This window comes from Kineococcus halophytocola (assembly GCF_041276425.1).
In the GTDB taxonomy this organism is placed as follows: Bacteria; Actinomycetota; Actinomycetes; order Actinomycetales; family Kineococcaceae; genus Kineococcus; species Kineococcus halophytocola.
This window is the reverse complement of record NZ_JBGFTU010000018.1, coordinates 1-25,833: the sequence shown is the minus strand read 5'-3', so window position 1 is coordinate 25,833 and position 25,833 is coordinate 1. Positions and strand designations below refer to the sequence as shown.

The 25,833-nt window shown below is 74.4% G+C and carries 24 protein-coding genes and 1 tRNA gene; 13 read left to right on the top strand and 12 right to left on the bottom strand.

Features of this window, described 5'->3' with window-relative positions; all coding sequences use genetic code 11:
• Positions 1-56: 56 nt before the first annotated feature.
• From AB2L27_RS15165 to AB2L27_RS15155, 3 genes are all read right to left on the bottom strand, one after another.
• The gene (locus AB2L27_RS15165; RefSeq protein ID WP_370442321.1) at positions 57-2,369 is read right to left on the bottom strand and encodes a SpoIIE family protein phosphatase; all 2,313 of its coding nucleotides are present in this window, start codon (positions 2,367-2,369) and stop codon (positions 57-59) included.
• A gap of 79 nt (positions 2,370-2,448) precedes the next feature.
• Entirely contained in the window at positions 2,449-2,634 is a 186-nt protein-coding gene (locus AB2L27_RS15160; RefSeq protein WP_370442320.1) for a hypothetical protein, read from the bottom strand.
• Between the two features lie 132 nt (positions 2,635-2,766).
• Positions 2,767-4,545, bottom strand: a complete 1,779-nt coding sequence (locus AB2L27_RS15155) for an alpha-keto acid decarboxylase family protein (RefSeq protein WP_370442319.1) — start codon at positions 4,543-4,545, stop codon at positions 2,767-2,769.
• Positions 4,546-4,694: 149 nt separating this feature from the next.
• Here AB2L27_RS15155 and AB2L27_RS15150 point away from each other — a divergent pair, with 149 nt between their 5' ends.
• Together AB2L27_RS15150 and AB2L27_RS15145 are read left to right on the top strand one after the other, a co-directional pair.
• Complete coding sequence (locus AB2L27_RS15150; protein WP_370442318.1) at positions 4,695-5,252, top strand: cysteine hydrolase family protein; 558 nt, start codon at positions 4,695-4,697, stop codon at positions 5,250-5,252.
• Positions 5,253-5,273: 21 nt separating this feature from the next.
• Positions 5,274-5,346 (top strand) — tRNA-Thr (locus tag AB2L27_RS15145).
• Positions 5,347-5,410: 64 nt separating this feature from the next.
• Here the strand turns inward: AB2L27_RS15145 and AB2L27_RS15140 are convergent.
• On the bottom strand, positions 5,411-6,160 hold the full coding sequence (locus AB2L27_RS15140; protein ID WP_370442317.1) for an IclR family transcriptional regulator: 750 nt from the start codon (positions 6,158-6,160) through the stop codon (positions 5,411-5,413).
• Positions 6,161-6,232: 72 nt separating this feature from the next.
• Between AB2L27_RS15140 and AB2L27_RS15135 the strand changes: the two genes are divergently transcribed.
• The 7 genes from AB2L27_RS15135 to AB2L27_RS15105 all read left to right on the top strand — a co-directional run bounded on the left by AB2L27_RS15135 (position 6,233) and on the right by AB2L27_RS15105 (position 12,894).
• Entirely contained in the window at positions 6,233-7,444 is a 1,212-nt protein-coding gene (locus AB2L27_RS15135; protein WP_370442316.1) for a 4-hydroxybenzoate 3-monooxygenase, read from the top strand.
• A complete protein-coding gene (pcaH, locus tag AB2L27_RS15130) occupies positions 7,429-8,205 on the top strand; it encodes a protocatechuate 3,4-dioxygenase subunit beta (protein WP_370442315.1) in 777 nt (258 codons plus the stop codon). The genes AB2L27_RS15135 and pcaH overlap by 16 nt, the downstream gene beginning before the upstream one ends.
• Positions 8,202-8,756, top strand: a complete 555-nt coding sequence (gene pcaG / locus AB2L27_RS15125) for a protocatechuate 3,4-dioxygenase subunit alpha (RefSeq protein WP_370442314.1) — start codon at positions 8,202-8,204, stop codon at positions 8,754-8,756. The genes pcaH and pcaG overlap by 4 nt, the downstream gene beginning before the upstream one ends.
• Positions 8,757-8,763: 7 nt before the next feature.
• A complete protein-coding gene (locus AB2L27_RS15120) occupies positions 8,764-9,741 on the top strand; it encodes a lyase family protein (RefSeq protein ID WP_370442313.1) in 978 nt (325 codons plus the stop codon).
• Positions 9,738-10,499 (top strand): alpha/beta fold hydrolase, encoded by a 762-nt coding sequence (locus AB2L27_RS15115; protein WP_370442312.1) that lies wholly within the window; start codon positions 9,738-9,740, stop codon positions 10,497-10,499. The genes AB2L27_RS15120 and AB2L27_RS15115 overlap by 4 nt, the downstream gene beginning before the upstream one ends.
• A 56-nt stretch (positions 10,500-10,555) precedes the next feature.
• Complete coding sequence (pcaC, locus tag AB2L27_RS15110) at positions 10,556-10,927, top strand: 4-carboxymuconolactone decarboxylase (RefSeq protein ID WP_370442399.1); 372 nt, start codon at positions 10,556-10,558, stop codon at positions 10,925-10,927.
• A gap of 104 nt (positions 10,928-11,031) precedes the next feature.
• The gene (locus tag AB2L27_RS15105; protein WP_370442311.1) at positions 11,032-12,894 is read left to right on the top strand and encodes an FAD-dependent monooxygenase; all 1,863 of its coding nucleotides are present in this window, start codon (positions 11,032-11,034) and stop codon (positions 12,892-12,894) included.
• Here the strand turns inward: AB2L27_RS15105 and AB2L27_RS15100 are convergent.
• The 6 genes from AB2L27_RS15100 to AB2L27_RS15075 form a co-directional block, all read right to left on the bottom strand.
• Positions 12,878-14,371 carry a GMC family oxidoreductase gene (locus tag AB2L27_RS15100; RefSeq protein ID WP_370442310.1) on the bottom strand — a complete coding sequence of 498 codons (1,494 nt, stop codon included), beginning with the start codon at positions 14,369-14,371 and terminating at the stop codon, positions 12,878-12,880. The genes AB2L27_RS15105 and AB2L27_RS15100 overlap by 17 nt on opposite strands.
• Positions 14,368-15,813, bottom strand: a complete 1,446-nt coding sequence (locus tag AB2L27_RS15095) for an aldehyde dehydrogenase family protein (RefSeq protein ID WP_370442309.1) — start codon at positions 15,811-15,813, stop codon at positions 14,368-14,370. Before AB2L27_RS15095 ends, AB2L27_RS15100 begins: the two co-directional genes overlap by 4 nt.
• Entirely contained in the window at positions 15,803-16,786 is a 984-nt protein-coding gene (locus AB2L27_RS15090) for a LysR family transcriptional regulator (protein WP_370442308.1), read from the bottom strand. The genes AB2L27_RS15095 and AB2L27_RS15090 overlap by 11 nt, the downstream gene beginning before the upstream one ends.
• Positions 16,783-17,844 carry a 3,4-dihydroxyphenylacetate 2,3-dioxygenase gene (gene hpaD / locus AB2L27_RS15085; RefSeq protein WP_370442307.1) on the bottom strand — a complete coding sequence of 354 codons (1,062 nt, stop codon included), beginning with the start codon at positions 17,842-17,844 and terminating at the stop codon, positions 16,783-16,785. Before hpaD ends, AB2L27_RS15090 begins: the two co-directional genes overlap by 4 nt.
• A 27-nt stretch (positions 17,845-17,871) precedes the next feature.
• The gene (gene hpaE, locus AB2L27_RS15080) at positions 17,872-19,350 is read right to left on the bottom strand and encodes a 5-carboxymethyl-2-hydroxymuconate semialdehyde dehydrogenase (RefSeq protein ID WP_370442398.1); all 1,479 of its coding nucleotides are present in this window, start codon (positions 19,348-19,350) and stop codon (positions 17,872-17,874) included.
• A 68-nt stretch (positions 19,351-19,418) separates the two neighbouring features.
• Positions 19,419-20,123, bottom strand: coding sequence for a GntR family transcriptional regulator (locus tag AB2L27_RS15075; protein ID WP_370442306.1), 705 nt, complete (start codon positions 20,121-20,123; stop codon positions 19,419-19,421).
• A 222-nt stretch (positions 20,124-20,345) separates the two neighbouring features.
• Between AB2L27_RS15075 and AB2L27_RS15070 the strand changes: the two genes are divergently transcribed.
• The 4 genes from AB2L27_RS15070 to AB2L27_RS15055 are packed head-to-tail and all read left to right on the top strand — an operon-like array spanning position 20,346 to position 23,986.
• A complete protein-coding gene (locus AB2L27_RS15070) occupies positions 20,346-21,809 on the top strand; it encodes a fumarylacetoacetate hydrolase family protein (protein ID WP_370442305.1) in 1,464 nt (487 codons plus the stop codon).
• 2 nt (positions 21,810-21,811) lie between these two features.
• Positions 21,812-22,597 carry a 2-oxo-hept-4-ene-1,7-dioate hydratase gene (gene hpaH / locus AB2L27_RS15065; protein WP_370442304.1) on the top strand — a complete coding sequence of 262 codons (786 nt, stop codon included), beginning with the start codon at positions 21,812-21,814 and terminating at the stop codon, positions 22,595-22,597.
• On the top strand, positions 22,582-23,361 hold the full coding sequence (locus tag AB2L27_RS15060; protein ID WP_370442303.1) for an HpcH/HpaI aldolase family protein: 780 nt from the start codon (positions 22,582-22,584) through the stop codon (positions 23,359-23,361). The genes hpaH and AB2L27_RS15060 overlap by 16 nt, the downstream gene beginning before the upstream one ends.
• Positions 23,362-23,383: 22 nt before the next feature.
• On the top strand, positions 23,384-23,986 hold the full coding sequence (locus tag AB2L27_RS15055; protein WP_370442302.1) for a DJ-1/PfpI family protein: 603 nt from the start codon (positions 23,384-23,386) through the stop codon (positions 23,984-23,986).
• On the opposite strand, the gene AB2L27_RS15050 is transcribed toward AB2L27_RS15055, so the two are convergent.
• On the bottom strand, positions 23,953-25,431 hold the full coding sequence (locus AB2L27_RS15050; protein ID WP_370442301.1) for a glyceraldehyde-3-phosphate dehydrogenase: 1,479 nt from the start codon (positions 25,429-25,431) through the stop codon (positions 23,953-23,955). The genes AB2L27_RS15055 and AB2L27_RS15050 overlap by 34 nt on opposite strands.
• An 85-nt stretch (positions 25,432-25,516) precedes the next feature.
• On the bottom strand, positions 25,517-25,833 hold a 317-nt coding region (locus tag AB2L27_RS15045), incomplete at its 5' end, for a phosphoenolpyruvate carboxykinase domain-containing protein (protein ID WP_370442300.1).

Below are 25,833 nucleotides of genomic sequence, written 5' to 3'. Positions count from 1 at the left end.
CTGCCCCTGGCGGGCAGCACGAACCGCGGGGCCTGGTCTCGACACCGGTGGTGAGCCTAGGTCAGACCGTGGTCGCGGGCGAGCCGGGCCAGGACGAGGGTGGTGTCGTCCTCGGCGCGGCCGGGCACGGCGGTCAGCAACCGGTCGGCGACCTGGGCCGTGTCCAGCCCCTGCGCGACGGCCCGGGCGGCCTCCTGCCCGAGCTGCACGGTGGTGACCGTCAGGCTCGCCCCGCGCCGCTCGACCAGGCCGTCGCTGAAGAACAGCAGCACGGCCTCGGCCGGCACCGGCAGCGTGGAGACCTCCTCGGGCCCGCCGTGGGTGGGGCCGAACCCCAGCCCCAGGACCGGCCGGGTCTGGATGGCCGGCGAGGACGCCCCCTCGGCGCTGACCAGCAGCGGCGGGGGGTGGCCGGCGCTGGCCAGCTCGACCACCGCGCCGGCCCCCGCCCCGGACCCGTCCCCGGGGGAGACGACCCCGACGAGGGCCGTCGCCGTGTGGTTGCCGTTGAGCGTGGCCACGAGGGCGTCGAGCCGGTCCAGCGCGGCGGCGGGGCTGTGCCCCTCCAGCAGGTAGGCCCGCAGCGCGGTCCGCAGCTGGGCCATGGCCGCGGCGGCGTGCACGCCGTGACCGGCGACGTCCCCGACGACGACGGCCACCCGGCCCCCCTCCAGGGGCAGCAGGTCCCACCAGTCCCCGCCGAGCTGACCGCCCGCGGCGGGCCGGTACCGGGCGTGCACGTCCAGCCCGGGCACCTCGGGGGCCTCGTCGAGGACGACGGCGCGCTGCAGGGACTCGGCGATGGCGATCTGGTCGCGGGAGCGGCCCAGCATGATCGCGGTGAGCTGGCTGCGCAGCCGCTCGGCCGTGGAGGCGTGCCAGGGCCGCCACGGCAGGCTGCGGCCACGCACGACCTCCTGCCACTTCTCGAAGCTCTTGCGGGGGCTGATCCGCGCCTCCGACCCCTCGACCTCGACGGTCTTGGCCTCGTGCGGGTCCCCGCCCCACGAGACGGTCTCGGGCTGCTCCGGGCGCAGCCACAGCATCCAGCCGTTGCCGTCCAGCCCGATGCGCAGCGCCCCCGAGGCCGTGCCCGCCACCTCGCGCAGGCGCGGGTCGAGGGTGGCGAGGTGGTCGGTGAAGGTCACGGCGCCGTCGGCCCGCCCGAGCAGGCGCGCGATGCGCTGGACGTGGGCCCACGGCGGCACCCGCCCGGCGGTCAGCAGCCGGTTCCCGTCCCACACCGCGACGCCGCCCGCGCCGAGCAGGTCGACCACGCGCCCGTCCTCCACCAGGGAGGTCAGCGGGTCCCGGCCCAGCGCCGAGACCTGCGCGAGCAGGTCGGACATGAGTTCCTGCGCGGCCAGCGCCTCGTCCCGCTCGTGCGAGCGGGCCCGCTCCCCCACGAGCTGGGAGGCGGTCTGCCCCAGGAACTCCGCGGCCGAGCGGGCGTCGTAGCCGGGCCGGTGCGGACCGGAGTAGTGGTGGCAGGCGACCAGCCCCCACAACCGCCCGTCCACGATCAGCGAGATCGACATGGACGCGGTGACGCCCATGTTGTGCAGGTACTCCAGGTGGATGGGCGAGACGCTGCGCAGCACCGAGTGCGACAGGTCCAGCGGTGCTCCCGTGCCCGGGTCCACGAGGGGTTCCAGGCGCACGGGGCGGTACTCGGCGTCGGCGATCAGCCGCGTCCAGTTCAGGGCGTACAGCCGCCGGGCCTGGGCGGGGATGTCGCTGGCGGGGTAGCGCAGCCCGAGGAACGGTTCGAGGCCGGGGCGGTGGTCCTCGGCGACGACCTCGCCGTTCCACTGCGCGTCGAAGCGGTAGACCATGACCCGGTCGAAGCCCAGGACGGTGCGGGCCTCCCGGGCCAGCCGGCGGCACAGGGCCTCGATGCCGCTGGTGCCGGCGAGCCGGGCGATCGCCCCCCGGGTGGCGCGGTAGGAGACCGGGGCGGCGTCGGGCCCGACGGGTTCGACCTCCACGACCGTGCGCTCGCCGCTGACGTGCACGACGACGTCGACGTCGACCTCGGCCCCGCCCAGCACGAGGCGGGCGTGCAGGGCCTCCTCGCGGTTGTCGTCCTCCTGGGCCTGCAGGACCCGCGCGGCGACGTCCGCGCCCAGGAGCTCGGCCAGGTCGGCCCCGAGCACGGACCCCGGCGCGCGACCGAGCAGGCCGGCCGTGTTCTCCGAGGCGACGACGACGCGGTGGTCCCGGCCGTCGAGGGCCAGCAGCAGGCCGTGGGGCTGGATCGCGCCCGGGACGTGGATGGGTTCGCTCTCGCACGTCGTCAGGTCGACCTCGCCGTAGGCGGGGACGTGGTCCTGGTCCCGATCGTGGTCGTGGTCCTGCTGCTGCGGCACCGGGCTCCTCGGGTGGCCGTGGCGGTGATCCGGGGTGGAGCACCGTCTCTCCTCACCCTAAGTGAGCATCCGGGATGCATCAGGCTCCGCCGTGGACCGCCGTGGTGTGCAGAGCCCCGTCACCGACCCCGTACCGCTGGAGGATCTCGTCGTGGGTCCCGTCGGCGATGACGTCCTGCAGCGCGTGCTGCACGGCGTCGCGCGGCGCGGTGCGGTCCTCGGCGAAGCCGTGGCCCCACGGCTGGGCCTGCCAGGGCTTGCCCACGGCCTGGAGCGGTCCGCCGGGGGCATGCCGGCCGGGACGGGGGGTCTGGTCCGCTGGGCTCTGGGGGTGCGCGTCATCGGGGTCGCCCCGGGGTCCGGTGTCGTGGTGCGTGGTGCGTGGTGCGTCAACGATTCACCGGACCGCCTCCCCCGGACCTGAAGCGACCGCCCGGCCCAGCCGCGCCAGCAGCGGGGGCACGTCGGCGGCGTCCAGGACGGCGTGCAGGACGGCCGGCCGGCCCGGGTCCGCGGCGATCCGGGTCAGCGCGTCCTGGAGCTCGGCCCCGGTCCCGGCGCGGGCGGTGAGCACGTCGCGGCCGGGGGCGAACAGGGCCGGCAGCGCCAGCCAGTCCCACGCCGTGACGTCCTGGTAGACTGCCCGGGGGCTGCGCAGGACGCGCTCGATGGTGTACCCGGCGTTGTCGACCACGACGACGACGGGCGCGGGCCGGCCCGGGACGGTCTCGCGCTGCAGGACGGTGGCGACCTCCTGGACGGTCAGCTGCGCGGCGCCGTCGCCCACGAACAGCACGGACCGGCGCTGCGGGGCGGCCAGGCAGGTCCCCAGGAGGGCGGGCACGGTGAACCCGATCGAGGACCAGATGGGTTGCAGGAGGAGCTCGGCCCCCGGCGGCAGCCGCAGTTCCAGCGTCCCGTACAGCGACGTGCCGGCGTCGGCCAGGACGATCGCGTCCTCGGGCAGCCAGCCCTGCACGGTCCGCCACAGGGTGTGCTGCGTGAGCGGGGCGTCCGCGGCACCGGTGTCCCGGTGCTCGCCGGGGCCGACGTGGGGCCAGGCGGCCTCGACGGGGTCCAGGGCCGCGAAGGCGCGCTCGCCGGCGACCTCGGCCAGCAGCGGGAGGGTGTCCTCCAGCCGCACGTCGTGGAACGTCACGCCGTCGACGACCGCGTCGGCGATGCCGAGCCGGAGCGCGCGGGCGGGGTCGAAGCCGTGGCTGAACAGCCCCGTCATGACGTCGGACAGGACCGCGCCGGCCAGGACGAGCAGGTCGGCCCCGTCGACGGCCTCCCGCACGTCCGGGGAGATGGTCAGGGCGCCCTGGTAGGTGCCCAGGCTCGCCGGGTGCTGCTCGGGCAGCATCGCCTTGGCGCCCACGAGGGTCGCCACGCGCACCCCGTCCCGGTCCGCGAGCGCCGCGAGCCCGCCCTCGGCGCGGCGGCGGTGCACCTGGGTCCCGGCCAGCACGGTGAGCGAGGGCACGCCGGCGAGGACCTCGGCCAGAGCGGTGCGCAGGTCCTGCAGGGCGACGGGGTCGCTGGGGGCCGGGCGCAGGGGGCGGCGCAGGGGGGCGCTGGAGACGTGGGCGAGGGCGACGTCGGCGGGCACGCCGAGGTAGACGGGTTTGGAGCGTTCGAGGGCGACGCGCAGGACGCGGTCGATCTCCAGGGCGGCGTCGGCGGCGCGCAGCACGGCCCCGGTGGCGGTGACCTCGCGGTAGGCGCGGGCGAAGTGCTCGTGGTCGCCGTCGACCAGGGAGTGGTGCAGCAGGGCCCCGCGCTGGCAGGCGCCGGTCTCGGGCATCCCGGTGACCTGCACGACGGGGACGTCCTCGGCGTAGCTGCCGGCGATGCCGTTGACGGCGGACAGCTCCCCCACGCCGTAGGTCGTGACGAGGGCGGCGACCCCGCGGGTGGTGCGGGCGTAGGCGTCGGTCGCGTAGGCGGCGTTGAGCTCGTTGGTGTTGCCGACCCACTCGATCCCCGGCACCTGGAGCATCTCGTCGAGGAGGGCGAGGTTGAAGTCGCCGGGCAGGCCGAACAGGTGCGCTCCGCCGAGTTCGACGAGGCGGTGGGCCAGGTAGGCGCCGACGGTCACGGTGGGGGGCGTGCTGGAGGACGTGCTGGAGGACGTGCTGGGGGACGTGCTGGAGGACGTGGTGCGAGAGGTCATGGCCCCATGACGCCGGACGGACGTCATCCTGTCCAGTGATCGCGGCGGAACTGGACACATCGCCCAGTTCCCGGCGCCCGAGGTGGTCTGCTGCCGGCAGTCCGCCCACCCGGGCGCCGGGACCGGGGGCCGTCGGCGAGGATGACGCCGTGACCAGCGCCCTCGTCGTCATCGACGTCCAGCAGGACTACTTCCCCGGCGGGGCCTTCCCCCTCGTCGGCCCCGAGGAGGCGGCCCGGGCCGCCGGCCGGGTGCTCGCCGCGGCCCGCGAGGCCGGGCTCGTCGTCGTCCACGTCCAGCACCACAGCCTGGGCGACGTGCCGTTCCTGCGGCCGGGCACGCCCGGGGCCGACATCCACCCCTCGCTCACGCCGGGGCCCGGGGAGGCCCTGGTCGTCAAGCACGCCCCGAACTCCTTCCTGGGCACGGGGCTGGAGGACCTGCTGCGCGAGCGCGGCGTGGAGGACCTGGTCGTCGTGGGGATGATGACGAGCATGTGCGTGGACTCCACGGTGCGCTCGGCCGCCGAACGCGGTTTCGCGGTCACCGTCGTGGCCGACGCCTGCGCGGCCCCCGACCTCGAGCTCGGCGGGGTCCGGGTGCCCGGGGACCTCGCGCACACGGCGTTCCTCGCCGCGCTGGGCAGCGGGTTCGCGCGGGTGGTGACCAGCGCCGACCTGGTCGAGGACCTGGGGTCGAAGGGCTAAGCTCGGCCCGCGCGCGAGCGCGCCCCTGTAGCTCAGTGGCCAGAGCAACCGCCTTGTAAGCGGTAGGTCGTCGGCTCGATTCCGACCAGGGGCTCCGAACTCCCCGGTGCGCCGGGCGGGGCGCCGACGGGGCCTGGACGGGGCCTGGACGGGGTCGGTCAGGTCCGCAGGGCCCGGCCGATGCCCGCCGCGGCCACCGTGAGGGCGGCCACGAGCCGCTGGCGGTCCCGGCCGAGGGTGGCCACGACCAGACCCAGCGCCGCGACGACCTGCCCGTCGGCCCCGCGCACGGGCACCGCCACCGAGGCGTTGCCCACGTCCATCTCCCCGGCGGTGCTGGCGAACCCCTCCCGCCGGACCTGGGCGAGCTGGCGCCGCAGCAACCCGGGCGAGGTGATGCTGTACGGCGTCACGCGGTCCAGGCCCGCCAGGACCTGGGCCACGACGTCGGCCGGCGCGTGCGCCAGCAGCACCTTGCCCACCCCCGTGGTGTGCAGGGGCAGCCGGCCGCCGACGCGGCTGACCACCGGCACCGACGTCGACCCCTGGAGCCGGTCGAGGTAGAGCACCCGGTCCCCGTCGCGCTCGGCCAGGTGCACCGTCGCCCGCGTCGCGGCCTGCAGGTCGTGCAGGAACGGCGCCGCCACGTCGCGCAGGTCGGTCTGGACCGGGGCCAGCAGCCCGAGGTCCCACGTCCGCCGGCCCACGACGTACGCGCCGTCGGCCCGGCGGGCGAGGAACCCCCCGGCCTGCAGGCGGCGGGCGATGCGCAGGGTCGTCGAGGGCGCCAGCCCGCTGCGGGCGGCGAGGTCGGCCAGCCGCAGGACCCGGTGCTCGGGGTCGAAGGCGCCCAGCACGCCGAGGGTGCGGTCCACGAGGGAGGCCCCGGGGGCGGAACGACCGGCCACCCCCTCAGCCTACGTTCCACTCAGTGGCACTCCACCCTGGTCCCCCGCCCGGGGCCGCCCTAGCCTGCGGACATGACGACGCCGTCCCGCGCACCGACCACGACCCACCGCACGCGGGTCGTCGTCGTGGGGGGTGGCCCCGCCGGCCTCATGGCCTCGCACCTGCTGCACCGGGCGGGCGTCGACACCGTGGTCCTGGACCACCGCACGGTCCACGAGATCGAGACCACCCACCGCGCCGGCATCCTCGAGACCGACAGCGTGCGCCTGCTCACCGACACCGGGGTCTACGGCCAGGGCCCGGCGCGGGTCCTCACCGAGGGCGACCGCCACGGCGGGATCTTCCTGCGCTTCGACGGCGAGTCCCACCACCTCGACTTCGAGCGCCTCGTCGGGAACTCCGTCTGGCTCTACCCCCAGACCGAGGTGTTCACCGACCTGCACCGCGCCCGCACCCGCGACGGCGGCGACCTGCACCACGGCGTGTCCGACGTGGCGGTCCACGACGTGACGACCTCGCCCCGCGTGACGTTCACGGACGCCGAGGGACGGCCCCACGAGGTGCTGGCCGAAGTCGTCGTCGGGGCCGACGGCTCGCGCAGCGCCTGCCGCGACCTCGTGGCCGGTCACCGGCGCTGGTTCCGGGAGTACCCCTTCGCCTGGTTCGGCATCCTCTGCGAGGCCCCCCGGAGTTCCCCCGAACTCGTCTACACCCGTTCCGAGACCGGTTTCGCGCTCATCAGCCAGCGCACGGAGTCGGTGCAGCGCATGTACTTCCAGTGCGACCCGGCCGAGAACCCCGACGACTGGTCCGACGCGCGGATCTGGGACGAGCTGCAGGGCCGCCTCGCCGGCCGGGACGGGTTCGAGCTGATCGAAGGCCCGGTCGTCAGCCGCTCGGTCCTGCCGTTCCGCAGTTTCGTCCAGACCCCGATGCGGCACGGCCGCCTCGTCCTGGCCGGCGACGCCGCCCACACCGTTCCCCCGACCGGGGCCAAGGGCCTGAACCTCGCCCTGGCCGACGTGAAGGTGCTGGCCGAGGTCCTGGCGGACGCCCTGGCGAAGGACGACCTCGACCTGCTCGACGCGTACACCGGCCGGGCCCTGGCCCGCGTCTGGAAGGCGCAGCACTTCAGCTACTGGATGACGACGATGCTGCACCGCAGCCCCGGCGACGAGGGTTTCGACGACCTGCGCCAGCTCGGGGAACTGCACTCCCTGGTCTCCTCCGAGGCCGGGTCCACCTACCTCGCGGAGGGTTACACCGGATGGCCGGCACGATGAGAGCGCTGGAGAGCCAGGCCGAGCTGTCGGCCGAGATCGAGGACACGGCCGCGAAGTGGGCGACGGCCCGCGAACCGGAGTTCCAGCCGCGCCGGGACTACCCGCCGTACCGCTCGACGCTGCTGCGCCACCCCACCAAGGACCTGTTCCAGGTCGACCCCGAGGGCGTGGAGCTGTTCGCCCCCGCGTTCGGGCAGCGCGACGTCGACCCGCTGGAGGCCGACCTCACGATCCAGCGCGGCGGGGAACCGTTGGGCGAGCGGATGGTCGTCACCGGCCGCGTCCTCGACGGCGACGGCCGGCCCGTGCGCCACCAGCTCGTGGAGGTCTGGCAGGCCAACGCGGGCGGGCGGTACATCCACCAGCGCGACCAGCACCCCGCCCCCCTGGACCCGAACTTCACCGGCATGGGCCGGATGCTCACCGACGCCGACGGGGTCTACCGGTTCACGACCGTCAAACCCGGCCCGTACCCGTGGAAGAACCACCACAACGCCTGGCGGCCGGCGCACATCCACTTCTCGCTGTTCGGCACCGACTTCACCCAGCGCCTGGTGACCCAGATGTACTTCCCCGGCGACCCGCTGTTCGCGCTGGACCCGATCTACCAGTCCATCGTCGACCCGGCCGCCCGCGAGCGCCTCGTCGCGACGTACGACCACGACGTGACCACCCACGAGTGGGCCACGGGGTACCGCTGGGACATCGTCCTCACCGGCGCCCACCGCACCCCCACCGAGACCGAGGAGGACGACCGGTGACCCGCCTCGCACCGACCCCGGGCCAGACCGTGGGCCCGTTCTTCCACTACGCCCTGCCCTACCCCGGCGACGCCGACCTCGTGCTGGCCGGGGCCCCCGGCGCCGTCCGCCTGCACGGCACGGTCCGCGACGGTGCCGGCGCCGGGGTCCCGGACGCGCTGCTGGAACTGTGGCAGGCCGACCCGGCCGGCACCGTCGTGCAGCGGGCGGGGTCGTTGCACCGGGACGGCTGGACGTTCACCGGGTTCGGCCGCTGCGCCACCGACCGCACGGGCCGCTACTCCTTCACGACCCTGACCCCCGGCGCGGTCGGGGACGGGCTGCCGTTCTTCGCCGTGACGGTCTTCGCCCGCGGGCTGCTGCACCGCCTGAGCACCCGCGCGTACCTGCCGCTCGCCGACGGGGCCACGGACGCCCTGCTCACGGCCGCGGGGGCGCGGGCGGGCACGCTCGTCGCCGCCGCCGAGGCCGACGGCTACCGCTTCGACGTGCACCTGCAGGGTCCGGAGGAGACCGTCTTCCTCCAGGCGCCGGGGGAAACCCCCTCGTGAGCGCCCCGTGAGCGAGCTGTTCCGGCCCGGGGACCACCGGGCCGGGCCGGTGTTCTCCGAGGAGGCGTTCACCGCGGCGATGGTCGCGGTGGAGTCGGCCTGGGCCGGCACCGAACTGGCCGGCCCGCACGAGCCGCTGGACGTCGAGGCCGGCGGGAACCCCGTCATCCCCCTCGTCGGGGCGCTGCGCCGGGCCAACCCCGGCGTCGAGGTCCACACCGGGCTGACGAGCCAGGACGTCCTCGACACCGCCCTCGTGCTGATGCTGCGCGAGGCCGTCGCGCGCGTGCGCACCCACCTCGCCGCGGCGCTCGCGGCGCTGGACCGGCTCGACGCCGCCCACGGCCACCACGAGGTGACGGCCCGCACGCTGACGCAGTGGGCCCTGCCCGTGCCGCTGGCCCACCGGTTCGCGGCCTGGCGCGCGGGGCTGAGCGGGGCCGAGGCCGACCTGGCCGCGCTGACGTACCCCGTGCAAGCCGGCGGCCCCGTCGGCGTGCTGACCGACCGGCGCGACCTGGCCGCCCGCCTCGATCTGGCCGACGCCCCGGCGTGGCACACGACCCGCCGCCCCCTGACGCGCGCCGGGGACGCCCTGGTCACCACGACCGACGCCTGCGGGCACGTCGCCCGCGACGTGCTGACGCTGTCGCGGCCCGAGGTCGGGGAACTGTCGGAGGGGACCGGTGGCGGGTCGTCGTCCATGCCGCACAAGGCGAACCCCGTGCTGTCGGTGCTCGTCCGCTCCACCGCGATCGTCGCCCCGTCCCTGGCCGCCACCCTGCACGCGGCCGCCGCCGACCAGGTCGACGAGCGCGCCGACGGGGCCTGGCACGCCGAGTGGGACACCCTGCGCCTGCTGGCCCGCCGCACGGTCGTGGCCACCGCCCAGACCGCGGACCTGCTGGCGGGCCTGACCGTCCACCCCGACCGGGCCGCGGCGAACCTCGCCGCGGCCGAGCGACTGCGCGGAGGAACCCCGTGAACCCCGACAGACCCGTCCTCGTGCTCGGCCCGTCCCTGGGCACGACCGCCGCCACCTGCTGGGGCCCGGTCGTCGACCTGCTGGCCGGCGAGTTCGACGTCGTGGCCTGGGAACTGCCCGGGCACGGCGCCGACCGGGGCCCCGTCCCGGCGGACCTCACGATCGCCGACCTCGCCCGGCGGGTCGTGGACGCCGTGGCCGAGCGCCACGACGGGCCGTTCCTCTACGCCGGCGACTCCGTCGGCGGGCAGGTGGGGCTGCAGCTCCTCCTGGACCACCCCGACCGGGTGCTGGGAGCCGTGCTGTGCTGCACGGGCGCCCGCATCGGGACGGCCGAGTCGTGGGCCGAGCGCGCCGCCCAGGTGCGGGCCTCGGGCACCGCTTCCCTGGTGAGCGCCACGGCCGCGCGCTGGTTCGCCCCCGGGTTCCTCGAGCGTCGCCCGCAGGTGGGGGCCGCGCTGCTGCACGCGCTGCGGGACACCGGGACCGACGGCTACACCGCGGTGTGCGGGGCGCTGGGCGCGTTCGACGTCCGCGACCGGCTCGGCGAGGTCGAGCGGCCCGTCGTCGCCGTCGCGGGCGCCCACGACGCCGTCTGCCCGCCCGAGTCGCTGCGCGAGATCGCCGACGGGGTGCGCGAGGGCCGGCTCGTGGTCCTGGACGACGTGGCGCACCAGGCACCGGCCGAGGCCCCGGAGCAGATCGCCCGGGTCGTCCGGGAACTGGCCGCGCGGGTGACGACGGAGGTGGCGCGGTGACCGACGAGCACACCGACGAGCACACCCCCGAGCACACCCCCGAGCACGACGCGGGGATGGTCGTGCGCCGGGAGGTGCTGGGTGACGAGCACGTCGACCGCGCCGTGGCCGCGACGACGGGGTTCACCGCCGACTTCCAGCGCTACATCACCGAGAACGCCTGGGGCGCGGTGTGGACGCGGCCCGGGCTGGACCGGCGCACGCGCTCGCTCATCACCCTCACGGCCCTCATCGCGCGCGGGCACCACGAGGAGTTCGCGATGCACGTGCGCGCCGCCCGGCGCAACGGCGTCACGGTCGCCGAGATCGGCGAGACCATCCTCGCCTCGGCGGTGTACTGCGGGGTGCCGGACGCGAACAACGCCTTCCGGATCGCCTCGGCGGTGCTGACCGAGCTGGGCGAGGACCTGGGCCCACCCCCGGCCTGAGGCACCTCTGCGGACCCGAGGATCCACCTCGGACACCGGTGGTTGACCCCCGTACCGGGCAAACCTAGCGTCGGGGGCGACACCGTCGTCCGGGAGGATCCCTCATGCAGTTCCACCACCACGGGTACGTCTCGGGCGACCCGCGCGTCGCCCCGGCCCCCGCCGGCACCACCTGGGACCCCGAGCTGCCCGAGGACGTCGACGTCCTCGTCGTGGGGGCCGGCCCCGCCGGGGTCCTCCTGGCCGCCCAGCTCTCGGTCTTCCCGCAGATCACGACCCGCCTCGTGGACCGGCGCGAGGGGCGCCTGGCGATCGGCCAGGCCGACGGCATCCAGGCCCGCAGCGTCGAGACGTTCCAGGCCTTCGGGTTCGCCGGCGCGATCACCGAGGAGGCCTACCGGATCACCGAGATGTGCTTCTGGGGGCCGGACCCGGCCGACCCCGCCTCCATCGTCCGCACCTCCCGCGCCCAGGACGACCCGCACGGCATCAGCGAGTTCCCGCACCTCATCGTCAACCAGGCCCGCGTCCTGGACCACTTCACCGAGTTCATGGCGAACTCCCCCAGCCGGGCCGAACCCGACTACGGCTACGACTTCGTCGACCTGACGGTGCACCAGGACGGCCGCGACCGTCCCGTGGAGGTCCGGCTGCGCGAGACGTCCGGCACCGAGCGCACCGTCCACGCGCGGTACGTCGTGGGCTGCGACGGGGCGCGCAGCGGGGTGCGCCGGGCCATCGGCCGGACCCTGGACGGCAAGGCCGCGCTGCACGCGTGGGCCGTCATGGACGCGCTCGCGGTCACCGACTTCCCCGACATCCGCACCAAGTGCGCCATCCAGTCCCAGGCCGGCAGCATCCTGCACATCCCGCGCGAGGGCGGGCACCTGTTCCGGATGTACGTCGACCTCGGCGAGACGGCCGCCGACGACGCGGGCGCCGTGCGCGCCACGACGGTCGAGACGGCGATCGCCAAGGCCAACGCGATCCTGCACCCGTACACCCTCGACGTGAAGGACGTGGCCTGGTACAGCGTCTACGAGGTCGGGCACCGGCTGACCGACAAGTTCGACGACGTCCCGCACGACGTCGACCGCGACCCGCACGTGTTCATCGCCGGTGACGCCTGCCACACCCACAGCGCCAAGGCCGGCCAGGGGATGAACGTCTCGATGCAGGACGCCTTCAACCTCGGCTGGAAGCTCGCCCACGTGCTCACCGGTCGCAGCCCGGAGTCGTTGCTGCGCACCTACTCCGCCGAGCGGCAGGTCATCGCGCAGAACCTCATCGACTTCGACCGGGAGTGGTCGACGCTCATGGCGCGCAAGCCCGAGGAGTTCGACGACCCCGGCGCGCTCGGGGAGTTCTACACCGCCACGGCCGAGTTCCCCGCCGGGTTCCGCACCCACTACCCCGCCTCGCAGGTCGTCGCGGGCGACGAGCACCAGGACCTCGCCAAGGGGTTCACGGTCGGCAAGCGCTTCAAGTCCCCGCGCGTCAGCCGGGTCGCCGACGGCAACCCCGTCCACCTCGGCCACCACGCCCGCGCCGACGGCCGGTGGCGGTTGTACGCCTTCGCCGACGGGGCCCCGGGCGCGGCGCTGAGCGCGTGGGCGCAGTGGCTGGCCACGGACCCGGCCTCCCCGCTCGTGGCGCACGCCCGGCCCGGGGAGGACCTCGACGCGCTGTTCGACGTCAAGGTCGTGCACCCGGTCCCCCACCCGGAGGTGGACCTGGGCACGGTCCCGGCGGTGTTCCTGCCGCGGACGGGCCCGTTCGGCCTGATCGACTACGAGAAGGTCTACGCCCGGCACCCGGAGGAGGACGTGTTCGCCGACCGCGGGATCGACCCGGCGGGGTGCGTGGTGGTCGTCCGGCCCGACCAGTACGTGGCGGCGGTGGTGCCGCTGACCGATCGGACCGGACTGCCCGAGTTCTTCGCCGGGGTCTTCAGCCCGCGAGGCTGACCGCGGTCAGCGCCCGGGCCGCCTTCTCGGCGACCAGCACGGCCGGGGCGTTGGTGTTCCCCGCGGGGATCGTGGGGATCACCGACGCGTCGGCCACGTGCAGGCCCGCCACCCCGTGGACCCCCAGCGTGCGGGGGTCCACGACGGCCAGGTCGTCGGTGCCCATGCGGGCGGTGCCGACCTGGTGGTGGTACGTGACGGCGGTGCGCCGCACGTACTCCTCCAGCGCCGCGCCCCGCACGTCCGCGCCGGGGTGCAGCTCGGCCGCCCCCCACGGGGCCAGCGCGGGCTGGCGCACGACCTCACGGGCCTGCTGCACCGACGCCACCAGCGAGGCGACGTCGTCGGGGTGCGTCAGCGCCCCGATGTCGACGGCGGTGGGGGCCGTCGGGTCCGGGCCGGTCAGGCGCACCGTGCCGCGGCTGCGCGGGGTGACGAGCCCCCCGTAGACGGTGAAGGCGTTGGCCGGCCCGCTGAGGGTCTCGTCGTACATCGGCACCGAGAACACGATCGGCTGCGTGTCGGGCCGGTCCAGACCCGGCCGCGAACGCCACCACCAGTGCACCTGGGTGACGCTGTGCGCGGGCCCGGGCGGGGGCACCTCCTGCTCGGCCGTGGCGATGACGGGGGCGAGCAGGTGGTCGTGCAGGTTGCGGCCCACCCCGGGCAGGTCCAGGACGGGGGCGACGCCGACCTCGGCGAGCTCCCCGGCCGGCCCCACCCCCGAGCGCAGGAGCACCCGGGGGGTGTCCAGGGCGCCCGCGCACAGCACGACGGTGTCCGACCGGACCTCGTGGACCCGGCCCTCGACGGCATACCGCACACCGCGCACGGCGCCCCCGTCCAGGAGCAACTCGTGGACCCAGGCCCCGGTCACGACCTCCAGGTCCGGGTGGTCCAGCACCGGCCGCAGGAACGCGTGCCAGGTGTTGAACCGACGCCCGTCCCGGGTCGTGACCTGCTGCGGCGCCACCCCGTCGAGCCGGCCGGCGTTGTAGTCCTGCGTGCGGGCGACCCCGGCCTGCTGGACGGCCTCGAGCACGGCGGCCTGCAGCGGGTGCAAGGGGTAGTCCGCGACGACGTCGAGGACCTCCTCCACACCGCGGAACACCGGCAGGACGTCGTCCCAGCCCCAGCCCTCGTTGCCGGCCGCGGCCCAGTCGTCGTAGTCCTGGCGGCAGCCCCGGACCCAGATGCAGGCGTTGAGGGCGTGCGAGCCGCCCACCACCTTGCCGCGGGGCAGGTGCAACCGGCGCCCGGCGGCCCCGGGCTGGGGCACGGTGTAGTAGTTCCAGTCGACCTCGGAGTGCCACAGCTCCCCGAGCCGGGCCAGCTCGGCGATCGCGGGGTTCGTCTCGGGCGGTCCGGCCTCCAGCAGGAGGACGGACCGCCCGGCGTCGAGCAGGCGCCGGGTCAGGACCGACCCGGCCGAGCCCGCCCCGACGACGACGACGCGCCCCGGGGCGTACGGGCTCACTCCGCGGACCGCCGGGTGACGACCTTGGGCACCCCGAGCGCCTTGAGCCCCTCGACGCCGAACTCCAGGCCGTACCCCGACCCCTTGACCCCGCCGAAGGGGACCATGGGGTGGATGCCGCCGTGGGAGTTGATCCACACGCTGCCCGCCTCGACGCGGTCGGCGACCTCCTGGGCGCGCGCCGGGTCCGAGGACCACACCGAGGCGCCCAGGCCGACGTCGAGCCGGTTCGCGCTGGCGACGGCCTCGTCCACGTCGGAGTACTTCACGATGGGCAGCGCCGGGCCGAACTGCTCCTCGTCGACCAGCCGGTCGCCGTCGTGCAGACCGGTCACCAGGGTGACGGGGTAGAACAGCGGCCCGAGGTCGGTGAGGGGTTCGCCCCCGGTGACGATGGTGCCCCCGCGCTGCTTGGCGTCCTCGACGAGCCCGGAGACGACGTCGAACTGCATGGAGTTCTGCACCGGGCCCAGGACGCTGTCCTCGTCCAGGCTGCGGCCCATCGGCATCGCGCGGGCGACCTCGGCCAGCGCCTCGACGAGCTCGTCGTGGATCGACTCGTGGACGTAGAGCCGCTTGAGCGCGGCGCAGGTCTGGCCGGTGTTGATGAACGCGCCCCAGAAGACGTCCTGGGCGATGGCCTTGGGGTCGGCGTCGGGCAGGACGATGCCCGCGTCGTTGCCGCCGAGCTCGAGGGTCAGGCGGGCCAGGTTCGCCCCGGACGCCTCGACGATCTTGCGGCCGGCGGCGGTGGACCCGGTGAACATGACCTTGCGCACGGCCGGGTGCGCGACGAGGGAGGCGCCGACCTCGCGGCCGCCGGAGAGCGCACCGAGGACCCCCTCGGGCAGTTCCTCGGCCATGATCGAGAGCATGGCGAGCACGCTCAGCGGCGTCTTCTCCGAGGGCTTGACGATGACCGCGTTGCCCATCCGCAGCGAGGGCGCCACCTGCCAGACGGTGATCATCAGGGGCCAGTTCCACGGCCCGACGGCCGCGACCAGACCGATGGGCCGGTAGGTCAGGACGGAGACCTGCTGGCCGTCGTCGACGACGACCTCCTCCTGCAGCTCCAGGGCCGCCGTCGCGCGCAGCCAGGACGAGCAGGCCCCCACCTCGAACCGGGCGTTCGGCCCGTTGAGGGGTTTGCCCTGCTCGCGGGCCAGCAGCCGGGCCAGCGGCTCGGCCACGGCGTCGAGGCGGTCGGCGATGCGGTTCAGGCGGGCGCTGCGCTCGCCGTGCCCCAGCGCGGCCCACCCGGCCTGGGCCTCGGTGGCCGCCGCGACGAGGCGTTCGAGGTCGTCGGTGGTGTGCACGGGCGCGCGGCCCAGCAGGTCACCCGTCGCCGGTTCGAAGATCTCCTCACCGGTGCCCTCGGGGGCGACGACCCGGGCGAGCAGGTCGTCCTCGGTGGTGGTGGCGGTGGTGGTGTCAGCGGACACGGTGTTCTCCTTCGTCGTCGTCGACTGCGGCGTGACTGGTGCTGGTGCTGGTGCTGGTGGTCGTGAAGACCGTCGGGGCCGTCCGGGCGAAGGCCCGGGCGGCGCGGGTGGGCGGGGTGCGCCGGGACCAGGCGAGCAGGACCCGGACCTCGGGGACGGGGTCGGCGATCTCACGGACGAGGACCTCCCGGCCCTCGTACGTGCGGTCCGACCACGGGCGCTGGATCAGCATGCTCCACCCCAGCCCCCGGCCGACGAGCGCCCGGACGGTCTCCAGCCCCCCGGCCCGGAACCGGACCTGAGGTTCGATCCCGGCCTGCCGGAACACCGAGAACGCGTCCTGGGAGCTGGGCGGTGAGTCCAGCAGCACGAACGGTTCGGCGGCGAGGTCGCGCAGCCGCACCGCCGCCACCCCGGCGAGCGGGTGGCCCGCCGGGAGCAGGACGTGCGGTCGCGTGCGGAACAGCTCCAGGCTCGCGGTCCCGGCGCGGACCTGCATGTCGTACAGGACCGCGACGTCGAGCTCCCCGCGGTCCAGGCCGTCCTGGAGGCTGTCCTGGTCGGCCTCGGTGAACGTCGTGCGGACCCGGGGGTGCTCCCGGGCGAACGTGGACAGCAGCGGCGGCAGGCAGGTCGGGGCGAGGGTGTGGTAGCAGCCGAGGGTGAGGTTGCCCCCGACGGCCTGCCCGACCCCGCCGCCGACCTCGGCCACCTCCTCGGCCTCCTCCAGCAGGGCCCGCGCGCGCCCCAGCAGGTCCTGCCCGGCGGCGGTGAGGGTGATGCCGTGCGCCTTCCGGCGGACGCAGAGCTGGACCCCGAGCGCGTGCTCCAGCTTCTCCACCGCCGCGGCCACCGAGGACGGGGAGATCACCAGCAGCTCGGCGGCGCCGGTGATCGTCCCCGTCTCGGCCACGGTGACGAAGTAGAGGAGTTGGCGCAGGGACCAGACCGGCGCCTGCCGGACGGTCCTCACACCTGGTGACCGACCTTGAAACCCACGGCCTCGTCGTCCTTGCGGGTGTAGGAGAAGCCGTCGGCCCCGATGGTCACGTCGGCCTCGCGGTCGTCGGTGCGCTCGACGACGGCGCGCGGGTTGCCGTCGAGGTCGAGCACGGTGGAGGCGTTGGCGTACCAGGAGGGGACCACGGGGTTGCCCCACCAGTCGCGGCGCTGGTTGTCGTGCACGTCCCACGTGATGACCGGGTTGTCCGGGTCACCGGTGTAGTAGTCGTGGGTGTAGATCTCGATGCGGTGCCCGTCGGGGTCGAGCAGGTACAGGTAGAAGGCGTTGGACACCCCGTGCCGGCCCGGGCCGCGCTCGATCTGGTCGGAGCGGCGCACGGCGCCGAGGTGGTCGCACAGGTGCAGGATCTGGCTGCGCTCGTGGGTCGCGAAGGCGATGTGGTGCATCCGCGGCCCGTCCCCACCGGTGAGGGCCACGTCGTGGACGGTGGGCTTGCGGTACATCCAGGCAGCGTAGACCGTGCCCCGCTCGTCCTCGATGTCCTCGGAGACCTTGAACCCCAGGCCCTCGTAGTAGGCGCGGGCGGCCGGGACGTCGGGGGTGACGACGTTGAAGTGGTCCAGGCGCGAGATCGCCCCGGCCCCGTGGACGTCGTAGCGCTGGGTGAACCGCTCGACGTGCTCGGCCTCGTGGAAGAACTCTACCGGGAAGCCGAGCGGGTCGACGACCTGGACGGCCTCGCCGATGCCGCGGGTGGTGCCGGCCGGCACCCGCCGGACCGGGACGTCCAGGGCGCGGTAGTACTCCTCGGCCAGGTCCAGGTCACCGGGGGTGCGCACGCGGTAGGCGAACTTCGCCAGCGCCGCGACCGGCCCCTGCCGGACGACGAGGGAGTGGTGCAGGTACTCCTCGAACGCCCGCAGGTAGAGGGTGTCCTCGGTCTCGTGGGTCACCACCAGGCCGAGCAGTTCGGTGTAGAACCACTTCGAGGCCTGCAGGTCGGTGACGACCAGCTCGGCGTAGGCGCAGCGGATCACGTCGGGCGGGGTGGGCAGTGCGGTGGTCACGGTCGTTCTCCTCGTCGAGACGTCGGGTCAGTGGGTGTCGTGGGCGCCGAAGCGCGCGGTGTGGACGTCGCCGAGCGTGACGTGGACGGCCTGCTGCTCGGAGTAGAAGTCCAGGGAGCGGTACCCGCCCTCGTGGCCCAGGCCGGAGGCCTTGACCCCGCCGAACGGGCTGCGCAGGTCACGGACGTTGTGCGAGTTCAGCCAGACCATGCCGGCCTCGATGGACTGCGCGACGCGGTGACCGCGGGTGAGGTCGGACGTCCAGACGTACCCCGCGAGGCCGTACTTGACGTCGTTGGCCAGGCGGACCGCGTCGGCCTCGTCCTCGAAGGGCGTGATCGCCACGACGGGGCCGAAGATCTCCTCCTGGAAGATCCGGGCGGTGGAGGGCACGTCGGCGAACACGGTGGGCGCGAGGTAGTTGCCCACGGGCAGGTTCTCCGGGCGGCCGCCGCCGGCGACGAGGCGGCCCTCGGTCTTGCCGACCTCGACGTAGCCCAGGACGCGCTCGTAGTGCTCGGGGTGCACCAGGGCGCCGACCTCGGTGCGCGGGTCGTGCGGGTTGCCCACGACGATGTTCTTCGCCCGCGCGGCGTAGCGCTCGACGAACTCGTCGTAGATGCTGCGCTGCACCAGGATGCGCGAACCCGCGGTGCACCGCTCCCCGTTGAGGGAGAACACCCCGAACAGGGTGGAGTCCAGCGCGGCCTCCAGGTCGGCGTCGGCGAAGACGACGGCCGGGGACTTCCCGCCGAGCTCCATCGACATGCCCTTGAGGTGGGTCGCGGAGTTGCGGAAGATGAGCTGGCCGGTCGTGGTCTCGCCGGTGAAGGAGATGAGCCGGGTCCGGAGGTGCTTGACCAGCGCGTCACCGGCCTCCTCCCCGATCCCGTTGACGAGGTTGAACACGCCCTTGGGCAGGCCGGCCTCGGTGAAGATGTCCACCCACAGGCTCGCCGACAGCGGGGTGAACTCCGCGGGCTTGAGGACGACGCTGCACCCGGAGGCGATCGAGGGGGCGAGCTTCCAGCTCTCCAGCATGAACGGGGTGTTCCAGGGCGTGATGAGCCCGGCGACCCCGACCGGCTTGCGGTTGACGTAGTTGATCTGCTTGCCGGGCACCTTGTAGGCGTCGTCGGTCTGGGCGACGATCAGGTCGGCGAAGAACCGGAAGTTCTCCGCGGCCCGCTGGGCCTGGCCCAGCGCCTGGGTGATGGGCAGACCGGTGTCGAAGGTCTCCAGCTCGGCCAGGCGGGTGTCGCTGGCCTCGACGAGGTCGGCGATCCTGTTCAGGACGCGGGCGCGGGCCCGGGCGGGCTTCTCGGCCCACACCCCGGAGTCGAAGGCCCGCTGGGCGGCCTGCACGGCGGCGTCGACGTCGGCCGCCTGCCCGGCCGCGGCGGTCGCGTAGTCCTCGTTGGACACCGGGTCCAGCACGCCGAACGTGGCGCCGTCGACGGAGTCGCGCAGCTCCCCGTCGATGAAGTGCTGCAGGTGGGTGGGCAGCCCCTGCGGGACGTGCCGCTCGGTCGGGTCGGTCGGGGTGGTGGGCGTTGTGGGCGTCGTGGGCGTGGTCACGCGGTCTCCTCGGGGTTGCGGGTGGCGGCTTCGTGGGCGAGCACCGAGCGCAGCGTCGCCGCGCGGTGCTCACGGGCCGCGGTCTCCACCTCGGCGGCACCGGCGCCGGAGGCGATGAGGTCGAGCAGGGCGTCGTGCTCGGCCACCGACCGGTGGGTCCGGTCAGGGACCAGCGAGAAGACGCTGGTGCGCAGGGTGGCGAGCCGGTGCCACCCCCGGTCGACGAGGTCGAGCAGGTGCGGGTTGGGGCAGCGGGCCGCCAGGGTGCGGTGGAACCGCTGGTTGAGCTGGCTGAACCACTGGGTGTCGGTCTCCCCGCGGTCGAACCCGGCCAGCTCGGCGCGCAGGAGGTCGTTCAGCCGCCGCGCCTCGGCCAGGTCCTGCGCCGTCAGCGAGGCCAGGGCCTGCCCGACCGCGGCCCCCTCGACCACGGCCAGGGTCTCCATGGTCCAGCGGTACTCCACCGGGTCCAGCCCCCGGACCGTGGCCCCGACGTGCCGCTCGAACTCCACGAGCCCCTCGGCCTCCAGGCGGCGCACGGCCTCGCGCACCGGGACCGAGGACGAGCCCAGTTCGCGGGCCAGCGCACCGAGCACGAGCCGGTAACCCGGCGTGTAGCGCCCGGAGACGATGCGCTCGCGGACCAGCTCGTAGGCGAGCTCCACCTTGGACGTGGCGACACCCGCCTCCGGACCCGGCACGACGTCCTCCTCGACGTTGGTCCGCCGGCGGTCACGGGATCGCGGGACCACTGGAACACCGGCGGAGGATCGTATATCTTCGGAGATACGGTAAATCCCCGCACGACGGCGCGCAAGGGTCGATCTCCTCGACGTCACCGAGGAGGCACCTCAGCCGCCTGGTCTTGACGATCCCGGCCGCCACCTCGACGGTCGGACCACACCACACGAAGGAGTGCGCCGATGCCGTCCTCGCCCGGACCCCTCCCCCAGCGGCCGGGGAAGGTCCTCGCCGTCCACCTCGCCTACGCCTCCCGCGCCGCCCAGCGCGGCCGGCGCCCGGCGCACCCGTCCTACTTCCTCAAGCCCACCAGTTCCGTCGTCGTGGGCGAGGGCACCGTGGAACGCCCCGTCGGCACCGAACTGCTCGGGTTCGAGGGCGAGATCGCCCTCGTCATCGGGGAACCGGCCCGCCGGGTCGGCCTCGAGGACGCCTGGGACCACGTCGCCGGGGTCACCGCGGCCAACGACCTGGGCCTGTACGACCTGCGGGCGGCCGACAAGGGCTCCAACGTCCGGTCCAAGGGCGGTGACGGGTTCACCCCGCTGGGCCCCGCCGTGCTCGACGCCCGCGCGCTGGACCCCGCGGGGCTGCGCGTGCGCACGTGGGTCAACGGCGAGCTCGTCCAGGAGGACACCACCGAGCGGCTGCTGTTCCCGCTGGCGCAGATCGTGGCCGACCTCTCCCAGCACCTGACCCTGGAGACCGGGGACGTGATCCTCACGGGCACGCCCGCGGGCGCGGGCGTCGTCGTGCCGGGCGACGTGGTCGAGGTCGAGGTCGACGTCCCCGGCGGCCCCGCGACGGGGCGGCTGCGCACCACGGTCGTCCAGGGCGAGCACGGGTTCGACCCCGCCCTGGGATCGGTCCCGGCTGCCGACGACGTCCAGCGCGAGGAGGCCTGGGGTTCGCGCGAGGCGGCCGGCCTGCCCTCCCGGGAACTGCCGGCCGCGCTGCGGGCCGACCTGGAACGGGTGCCCACGGCGGCGCTGTCCGGCCAGCTGCGCAAGCGCGGGCTGAACAACGTCACGGTCGAGGGGGTGCGCACGAACCACCCCGGGCACAAGCTCGTCGGGCTGGCCCGCACGCTGCGGTTCGTGCCCAACCGCGAGGACCTCTTCGCCTCCCACGGCGGGGGTTTCAACGCCCAGAAGCGGCTGTTCGACAGCGTGGGCGCCGGGGAGGTCATCGTCATCGAGGCCCGTGGGGAGACCGGTTCGGGAACCCTGGGGGACATCCTGGCCATCCGCGCGCACGCCCTGGGGGCCGCGGGGATCGTGACCGACGGCGGCGTGCGCGACCACGACGCCGTGACCGCCGTCGGCATCCCGGTGTACTCCCGCGGGGCGCACCCGGCGGTGCTGGGCCGCAAGCACGTCCCCTGGGACACCGACGTCACGATCGCCTGCGGCGGGACGACCGTCCAGCCCGGGGACGTCGTCGTGGGCGACGCCGACGGGGTCCTCGTCGTGCCCCGCGCGATCGTCGAGGAGGTCGTCGCGGCCGCCCTGGCCCAGGAGGAGGAGGACGCCTGGATCGCCGGGCAGGTCGCCGCGGGACACCCCGTGGACGGGCTGTTCCCCCTGAACGCGCAGTGGCGCGCCCGGTTCGAGGCCCGCACCGCAGGAACCGACGGAGAGGACTGACCGTGCTGCCCCCCGAGACCATCACCGCCATCGCCGACGAGCTCGCGGCCGCCGAACGCGACCGCACGACCGTCCCGCTGCTCACCGCCCGGCACCCGGGCATGACCGTCGAGGACTCCTACGCCGTCCAGAACGAGTGGCGCCGCCGGGCCGTCGCCTCCGGTCGCCGCCTCGTGGGCCGCAAGATCGGGCTGACCTCCAAGGTCATGCAGGAGGCCACCGGCATCACCGAACCGGACTACGGCGCGGTGTTCGACGACATGGTGTTCGAGAACGGCAGCGTCGTGGAGCACGCGCGCTTCTCCAACGTCCGCATCGAGGTCGAACTCGCCTTCGTCCTGCGCGAACCCCTCTCCGGGCCGCACACGTCGGTGTTCGACGTGCTGCGCGCCACCGAGTACGTCGTCCCGGCCCTGGAGATCCTGTCCTCGCGCCTGGAGATGGCCGGCCGGACCATCGTGGACACGATCAGCGACAACGCGGCGATGGGCGGCATGGTGGTCGGCGGGAACCCCGTCGCCCCCGAGGAGGTGGACCTGCGCTGGGTCTCGGCCCTGCTCTACCGCAACGAGACCATCGAGGAGACGGGGGTGGCGGCCGCGGTGCTGAACCACCCCGCGACGGGCGTGGCGTGGCTGGCCCGCAAGCTGGCCCAGCACGACGACGGCCTGGCCGCCGGCGAGGTCGTCCTGGCCGGGTCGTTCACCCGGCCGGTGTGGATCGAGCCCGGGGACACCGTGCTCGCCGACTACGGACGACTGGGGACCATCTCGTGCCGCTTCCGCTGACGACCCTGCGAGACGCCCTGGCCGGGACCGACCGGGCGCTGTTCGGGGGCTGGGTCTGCACCGGCTCCCCCGTCGTGGCCGAGATCGTCGCCGGCTCCGGCCTGGACTGGGTGCTCATCGACATGGAGCACGCGCCGAACGGGCTGGAGTCGGTGCTGGCCCAGCTGCACGCGGTCTCCGGCTACCCGGCCGTCCCCGTGGTGCGGGTGGCGGCCGCCGACGAGGTGCTGCTCAAGCAGGTGCTCGACCTCGGGGCCCGCACCGTGCTGGTGCCGATGGTCTCCACCCCCGAGCAGGCCGCGGACGTGGCCGCCGCGACGCGGTACCCGCCCCTGGGACGGCGCGGGGTGGGCAGCGCCCTGGCCCGCTCGGCGCGCTGGAACCGCGTGGAGGGCTACCTGCAGCAGGCCGCCGACCACGTGTCGGTGTTCGTGCAGGTCGAGACGCCCGAGGGGGTCGCCAACGCGCGGGCCATCGCCGCGACCCCGGGGATCGACGGTGTCCTCGTCGGCCCCAGCGACCTCGCCGCCTCCATGGGCCTGCTCGGGCAGCAGACCCACCCCGACGTCGTCGCGGCGGTCGAGTCCGCGCTCGCGCAGATCCGCGCGGCGGGCCGGCCGGCCGGGGTCAACGCCTTCGACCCGGCGTTCGCCCGCCGCTACGTCGAGGCCGGGGCCCGGTTCGTCCTCGTCGGCGCCGACGTGGTGCTGCTGGCCCGGGGGTCGGAACGCCTGGCCGCGGAGTTCGTGCCTCCCGCCGGGTGAGCCCGTGCGGCAGGATGATCCCGTGACGGACAGCGCACCGCGGCGGATCGGGATCGTCCTGTTCGACGGCGTCGAGGAGCTCGACGCCGTCGGACCGTGGGAGGTGCTGGCCCTGTGGACCCAGCAGTTCCCCGAGGACGGCTGGACGGTGACGACGCTGTCCCCCGCGGGCGGTGTCGTCACCGCCGCCAAGGGGCTGGCGATCACCGCGGCCCACTCCTTCGCCGACGCCCCGCCCCTGGACCTCCTGCTGCACCCCGGCGGGCGCGGGACGCGCCCGCAGCTGCGCGACGAGGCCCACCTGGAGTGGGTGCGGGCCCAGCGCCGGTCGGTGCCGCTCCTGACGAGCGTCTGCACCGGCGCGCTCGTCTACGCCGCCGCGGGCCTGCTCGCGGGCCGGCCCGCGACGACGCACTGGGGATCACTGGACCTGCTGCGCGAGCTGGACCCCTCGATCGAGGTGCGCCCGCAGGACCGCTTCGTCGACGACGGCGACGTCGTGACGTCGGCGGGGGTCTCCGCGGGCATCGACATGGCCCTGCACCTGGTGGCCCGGTCCACCTCGGTGGACCGGGCCCGCCAGGTGCGCCGTCACATCGAGTACGACCCGGCACCGCCCGTCTGAGCCGCCAGCGGGGTCTGCACCCCCGGGAAGACCGGCCGGTCCAGGCCCTGGAACGTGCGGGCCACCCGCAGCACCTGCTCGCAGTACCCGCGCTCGTTGTCGTACCAGACGTACAGGACGACGGTGTCCCCCGCCGTGATGGTCGCCAGCGCGTCGACGACGCCGGTCTTGCGGGTCCCGATGAAGTCGGTCGAGACGACCTCCGGGGAGTCGGTGTAGTCGATCTGGTCCTGCCACGGGGAGTCGAGCGAGACCTGGCGCAGGAAGTCGTTGAGGTCGGCCTTCCCGACGGCCTCGCGCAGCGTCAGGTGCAGCACCGCGAGGGAGACGTCGGGGGTGGGTACCCGGATGGAGTTCCCGGTGAGCTTGCCCTCCAGCTCCGGCAGCGCCTTGGCGACGGCCTTGGCGGCGCCGGTCTCGGTGAGCACCATGTTGAGCACGGCCGAACGCCCCCGCCGGTCACCCTTGTGGAAGTTGTCGATGAGGTTCTGGTCGTTGGTGAACGAGTGCACCGTCTCCACGTGCCCGCGGACGATCCCGTAGCGGTCGTTCACGACCTTCAGGACCGGGGCGATGGCGTTCGTCGTGCACGAGGCCGCCGAGGCGATGCGGTCGGAGTCCGTCAGGGAGTCCTGGTTCAGGCCGTGGACGACGTTCTTGACCGAACCCTTCCCCGGGGCCGTGAGCAGCACGCGCCCGGCGCCGGGGCTGCGCAGGTGCTGCGCCAGCCCGTCCGCGTCGCGCCACCGGCCCGTGTTGTCGATGACCAGGGCGTCGCGGATCCCGTGGGCGGTGTAGTCGACGGTCGCCGGGTCGTCGGAGTAGATGACCTGGATCGTGGTGCCGTTGGCGTGGATCCGCTCGTTCTGCTCGTCCACCGTGATGGTGCCGGCGAAGGCGCCGTGCACGGAGTCGCGGCGCAGCAGGCTGGCCCGCTTGACGAGGTCGTTGGCGCCCCCGCGGCGGACCACGACGGCGCGCAACCGCAGACCCCACGGGTCCTGCCCCTGCTCGACGAGGATGCGCGCGAGCAGGCGGCCGATCCGCCCGAACCCGTAGAGGACGACGTCGCGGTGCCCCGCCGGCCGGTCCCCGCGCGCCGCCGCGGCGGCCAGCGGCGCGAGCAGGTCGCGGACGGCCGTCTCGTCCCCCGCGCCGGTGAGCCGGGCGAGGTCGATGACGGCCGGTGACAGCGGCAGGCGGCACAGCACCTGCAGCAGTTCCAGGCTGCCCTCCAGGGACAGTTCGACGTCGTCGACGCGACGGGCGAACCGGTGGGCCTTGATGAGGTCGACGACGGACTTGCCGACGAGGCTGCGGCCGTGGACGGTGGCCGTCACCCCGTGGTCGCGGTGCAGGCGGCCGATGAGCGGCACCATCGCCTCGGCCAGGCCGAGCTTGAGGGACCAGCCGAGGTCGTCGGTGGGCGGGGTCGGGTCGGACATGGGTGGTTCGTCTCCTTCGGTTCGCGCGGTCGGTTCAGGGTGGTCGGCTCGGGGTGGTCGGCTCGGGGTGGTCAGTTCACGGTGGTCAGCTCACGGTGGCCAGGTCCGAACGCACCTGCTCCAGGCGCCGGCGGATCTCGGTGGGGAGCTTGTCGCCGAACCGTCCGAAGTACGCCTCCAACTCATCCAGCTCCGCAGCCCACGCCACCGGATCCACCGCGAACAACTCCGCCAGATCAGCACCCGGCACGTCCAACCCGGCCACGTCCAGATCGCCAGCAGCAGGCACCAACCCCACCGGCGTCGACACCGCACCGACCCGTCCGGCCAACCGCGCGCAGATCCACGCGATCACCCGGGAGTTCTCCCCGAACCCCGGCCACAAGAACCGCCCATCACCAC